1 protein-coding gene is annotated in these 5,781 nt (G+C 68.2%); it reads right to left on the bottom strand.

The features are described 5' to 3' along the window. Positions 1-5,781 (bottom strand): non-ribosomal peptide synthetase (locus SLQ30_RS32915; RefSeq protein ID WP_319458350.1); only part of this gene is annotated, 5,781 nt, incomplete at both ends.

The raw sequence follows: 5,781 nt of genomic DNA, 5'->3' as shown, positions 1-5,781 counted from the left end.
CCCGCAGATCGAAGTCCAGATCGAACTTCGCGGTGTGGGTGTCCATCGAGAGCGGCTCAATGGTGGCGCCGTCCAGCGCCACCTCCGGACGCACGTTGTTCTGGAACACCACCAACACCTGAAACAACGGATGATGCGACGCCGAACGCGTCGGGTTGAGCCGCTCCACCAGCAACTCGAAGGGCACGTCCTGATTGCCGTAGGCATCCAACGCCTGATGGCGCACACCGGCGAGCACCTCGTCGAAGCGCTGCTGAGAACTCACCCCCACCCGCAACACCCAGGTGTTGACGAAGAACCCGACCAACTCGTCGAGCGCGGGATCCATCCGCCCCGCGATCGGCGTACCCAACGCCACGTCCTCCCCGACCCCGGCCCGATGCAACAGCACCGCCACCGCGGCCTGCAACACCATCGAGACCGTCGCACCGTGCGCGGCGGCCAACGCCTTGACCCCCGCCCAGGTCTGCGCGTCGATACCCATCGTCACCCCGTCCCCGCGGTAACTGGGCACCGCCGGGCGAGCCCGATCCGTCGGCAACGACACCACCTCGGGCAACCCGGCCAACGCCTGGCGCCAATAACCCAACTGCGCGGCGGTCACACTGTCGGGATCGGACTCCACCCCCAACCAATCCTGTTGCCACACCGTGTAATCGGCGTACTGCACCGGCAACGGCGCCCACCCCGGAGCCCGCCCGGCCCGGCGCGCCGCATACGCCTGCGCCACATCGCGCACCATCGGCGCCATCGACCAGCCATCGAAGACGACGTGATGCAACACCATCCCCAGCACGTACTGCTCGGGACCCACCTCGAAGAGCTGCGCCCGGATCGGGATCTCGGTGGACAAATCGAAGCGATACCCGGCCAACGCGATCAGCTCGGCAGCCACCTCGGACTCCGCCAACGCCACCACCGCCGGCCCACCACGGCGCCAACTGCCCGCCTCGGGCGCCAACACCTGCTGAAAGGCCACCCCCTCCAGGTCGGGGAACACCGTGCGCAACGACTCGTGCCGGGCGATCACGTCGTCCAGCGCCGCCCCCAACGCCGCCACGTCGAGCTCCCCGTCGATCCGGAACGCGATCGGCATGTTGTAGGTCGCCGCCCCACCCTCGAACCGGTTGAGGAACCACAACCGCTGCTGGGCAAACGACAACGGCACCACCGCCGGACGCACCCCAGCGACCAACGGCGCACGCCGATCGGCCTGCTCGCCGATACCGGCGGCCAACCCGGCCACCGTCGGCGCATCGAAGAGCGCCCGCACCACCAACCCGGAGTCCACGCTGGTGTTGATCGCCGCCACCACCCGCATCGCCGACAGCGAGTCTCCACCCAGATCGAAGAACGAGTCATCGGCCCCGACCCGCTCCAACCCCAACACCTGGGCATAGATGCCGGCCACCAACTGCTCGGTGGGAGTCGAGGGCGCCCGATAGGCATCGGCATCGACGTACTCCGGAGCCGGCAACGCCCGGCGATCCAACTTCCCATTCACCGTCAACGGCACCGACGCGAGCACCACCACCGCCGCCGGCACCATGTACCCCGGCAACCGCTGCGCCAACACCGCCCGCACCGCCGCCGGATCCGCTGCCCCCGCAACGGTCTCGGTCACATAACCGACCAACCGCTTGTCCCCGGGCCGATCCTCCCGGGCGATCACCACCGCCTGATCGATCCCCTCCACCTCGGCCAGCACCGTTTGAATTTCGCCGAGTTCGATGCGGTACCCGCGGATCTTGACCTGCTCATCGGCGCGACCCAAATACTGCAACTGCCCATCAGCACCCCAACACACCAAATCCCCGGTGCGATACATCCGCGCCCCCACCCCACCGAACGGACACGCCACGAACCGCGACCCACTCAACCCGGCCCGACCCAGATACCCCAACCCCACCCCACGCCCAGCCACGTACAACTCGCCCACCACACCCGCGGGCACCACACCCAACCACTGATCCAGCACGAACAACGCCGCCCCCGGCACCGGGACACCAATCGGCACCACCGAGGTACCCGCCGTCAACGGGGCACTCATCGACGCATAGATCGTGGCCTCGGTCGGACCGTAGGCGTTGATCATCACCCGCCCCGGCGCCCACCGCTCCACCAACTCGGCCGCACACGCCTCCCCGGCCACCACCAACGCCATCGACTCCAACCCCAGCGGCGACAGCGCACCCGCCGCCGACGGGGTCTGACTCAACACATCGACCCGCTCGGCGACCAACAACGCATGCAAATCCTCCGGAGAAGCCGCCACCTCCTCGGAGATCACCACCACCCGGCCACCACCGAGCAGCGGAGCGAACACGTCCCACACCGAGACGTCGAAGGCATAGGAATGCCACTGCGTCCACGCCCCCCCGCGCGGCAACTCCACCGCCAACGCCTCCAACAACTGCGTCGCATTGCCATGGGTCACCGCCACCCCCTTCGGAGTGCCGGTCGTCCCCGAGGTGTAAATGACATAGGCCACGTCCTCGGGACCCGGCCCCGGCAACGCCGAACTCGGGAAATCACCCACCCGCGAATCGGCGACGTCGATGACCGCCAACCCACACCCACCGAGCCGCTCGATCAACCCCGCCGCGGTCACCACCGCCACCGGGACCGCATCAGCGAGCACGAACTCGATGCGCGCATCGGGCACCGCCGGGTCGATCGGCACATACGCCGCCCCCGACTTGAGTACCGCCACGATCGCGGTGACCGCCTCGACCGACCGGTTCAACAGCAACGCCACACACCGACCCGGACCCGCACCATGGGCAACCAACAAGTGCGCCAACCGATTCGACGCCTCGTCGAGCTCCCGATACGTCATCGAGCGGCCCCCACCAGACAGCGCCACCGCCCCCGGAGTACGCGCCACCTGCGCGGCGAACAACGCCGGAATCGAACTCCCCGACGGCGCCGGGGAAGCCAACACCGCCCGGTTGCCGAGCACATCGAGGCGAACAGACTCATCCTCCTCGAGCACCTCGATCGCCGACAACCGCTGCTGCGGATCGGCCGTCATCGCCGCCACCACCCGCGCCAACCGCTCGACGAACACCTCGATGCTGGCCGCATCGAACACATCGGTGCGGAACTCCACCACCCCACCGATACCGGCCGGCTCACCCCCCTCGCCGAAGCGTTCCGACAGGGAGAACGTCACATCCACCCGAGCGGTCGCGGTATCAGCGGCCAACGGCGCCACCGCCACCCCCTCCAACATCGCATCCAGATCGTGAGCGGCGAAGTTCTGCCACGCCAACATCACCTGCACCAACGGATGACGCGCCAGACTGCGCGTCGGATTGAGCCGATCCACCAACACCTCGAAGGGCACGTCCTGATGCTCGAAGGCCCCCAAACTGCGCGCCCGCACCTGCTCGAGCACCTGCGCCACCGTCGGATCACCATCCAACTGCACCCGCAACACCAACGTGTTGACGAAGAACCCCACCAACTCATCGAGCACCGGATCACGACGCCCCGCGATCGGGAAACCCACCGCCACATCAGAACTGGCACTCAACTTCGACAACAACACCGCCAACGCAGCTTGGACCACCATGAAACTGGTCGCACCGTGCTCGCGGGCCACCCACGCCACCTGCGCCTGCACCGCCGCCGACCACTCCACCGCCACACTGGCCCCCCGATGATCAGCCACCGCCGGATACGGCCGATCCGTCGGCAACCCCAGCTGCTCGGGCATCCCGGCCAACACGTCCTGCCAATACCCCAACTGCCCGGCGATGCGACTGGCCTCGTCCTCGAGCTCACCGAGCTGTTCGCGCTGCCACAGCGTGTAATCGGCGTACTGCACCGCCAACGGCGCCCACCCCGGGGCCCGACCCGCGCGCCGCGCCCCGTAGGCCACCCCCAGATCCCCCACCAACGGCACGATCGACCCACCATCGGCAGCGACGTGATGCACCACCGCCACCAACACATGCTCGGTGGCACCCACCCGAAACAGCCGGGCCCGCAACGGAATCTCGGCACTCACGTCGAACACCGCACCCACCACCGCACCGATGGCCGCCTGCACCTGCGCCGCCGACCAGCCCACCGCATCAACGACCTGCCACCCACAATCAGCAGCCGCCGCGTCCACCACCACCTGCCGCGGCACCCCACCCACCGCCGGCAACACCGTGCGCAACGACTCGTGCCGGGCGATCACGTCACCCAGCGCCGCCCCCAACGCCGCCACGTCCAACGGCCCGCTCAACCGCAACGCCACCGGCATGTGATACGTCGCCGAGGGCCCCTGCAACTGATCCAAGAACCACAACCGCTGCTGAGCAAACGACAACGGCACCACCGCCGGACGCACCCCAGCGACCAACGGCGCCAACCCATCACCGGCCTCACCCACCCGCGCCGACAACCCCGCCACCGACGGCGCCTCGAACAACGCCCGCACCGAAAGACCCACACCCAACGCCTTGTTCACCGCGGCCACCACCCGCATCGCCGACAGCGAATCCCCACCCAAATCGAAGAACGAGTCATCGGCCCCGACCCGCTCCAACCCCAACACCTGGGCATAAACGCCGGCCACCAACTGCTCGGCGGGAGTCGAGGGCGCCCGATAGGCATCGGCATCGACGTACTCCGGAGCCGGCAACGCGCGGCGATCCAACTTCCCGTTCACCGTCAACGGCACCGATGCGAGCACCACCACCGCCGCCGGCACCATGTAACCCGGCAACCGCTGCGCCAACACCGCCCGCATCCCCGCCGGATCCGCTGCCCCCGCAACGGTCTCGGTGACATAACCGACCAACCGCTTGTCCCCGGGCCGATCCTCCCGGGCGATCACCACCGCCTGGGCCACCCCATCCAACTCACTGAGCGCGGCCTGCACCTCACCCAACTCGATGCGATACCCGCGGATCTTGACCTGCTCATCAGCGCGACCCAAATACTGCAACTGCCCATCAGCACCCCAACACACCAAATCCCCGGTGCGATACATCCGCGCCCCCACCCCACCGAACGGGCACGCCACGAACCGCGACCCACTCAACCCGGCCCGACCCAGATACCCCAACCCCACCCCACGCCCAGCCACGTACAACTCGCCGACCACCCCAGCCGGCACCACACCCAACCACGCATCCAGCACGAACAACGCCGCCCCCGGCACCGGAGAACCAATCGGCACCGGCCCCGAACCCACCCTCAGCGGAGCGCTCATCGCGGCATACACCGTGGCCTCGGTCGGACCGTAGGCGTTGATCATCACCCGACCCGGCGCCCACCGCTCCACCACCTCGGCCGCACACGCCTCACCGGCGACCACCAACGCCATCGACTCCAACCCGTGCGGGGACAACATCCCCACCGCCGACGGGGTCTGGCTCAACACATCGACCCGCTCGGCGACCAACAACGCATGGAAATCCTCCGGAGAGGCCGCCACCTCCTCGGACACCACCACCACCCGGCCACCACCGAGCAGCGGAGCGAACACGTCCCACACCGAGACGTCGAAGGCATAGGAATGCCACTGCGTCCACGCCCCCGCACGCGGCAACTCCACCGCCAACGCCTCCACCAACTGCGTCGCATTGCCGTGGGTCACCGCCACCCCCTTCGGAGTGCCCGTGGTCCCCGAGGTGTAGATGACATAGGCCACGTCCTCGGAACCCGGCACCGGCAACGCCGAACTCGGGAAATCACCCACCCGCGAATCGGCGACGTCGATGACCGCCAACCCACACCCACCGAGCCGCTCGATCAACCCCGCCGCGGTCACCACCGCCA

The sequence above is a fragment of the Mycobacterium sp. RTGN4 genome (genome assembly GCF_033804635.1).
Lineage (GTDB): Bacteria > Actinomycetota > Actinomycetes > Mycobacteriales > Mycobacteriaceae > Mycobacterium.
This window is presented reverse-complemented; position numbering and strand designations above follow the sequence as displayed.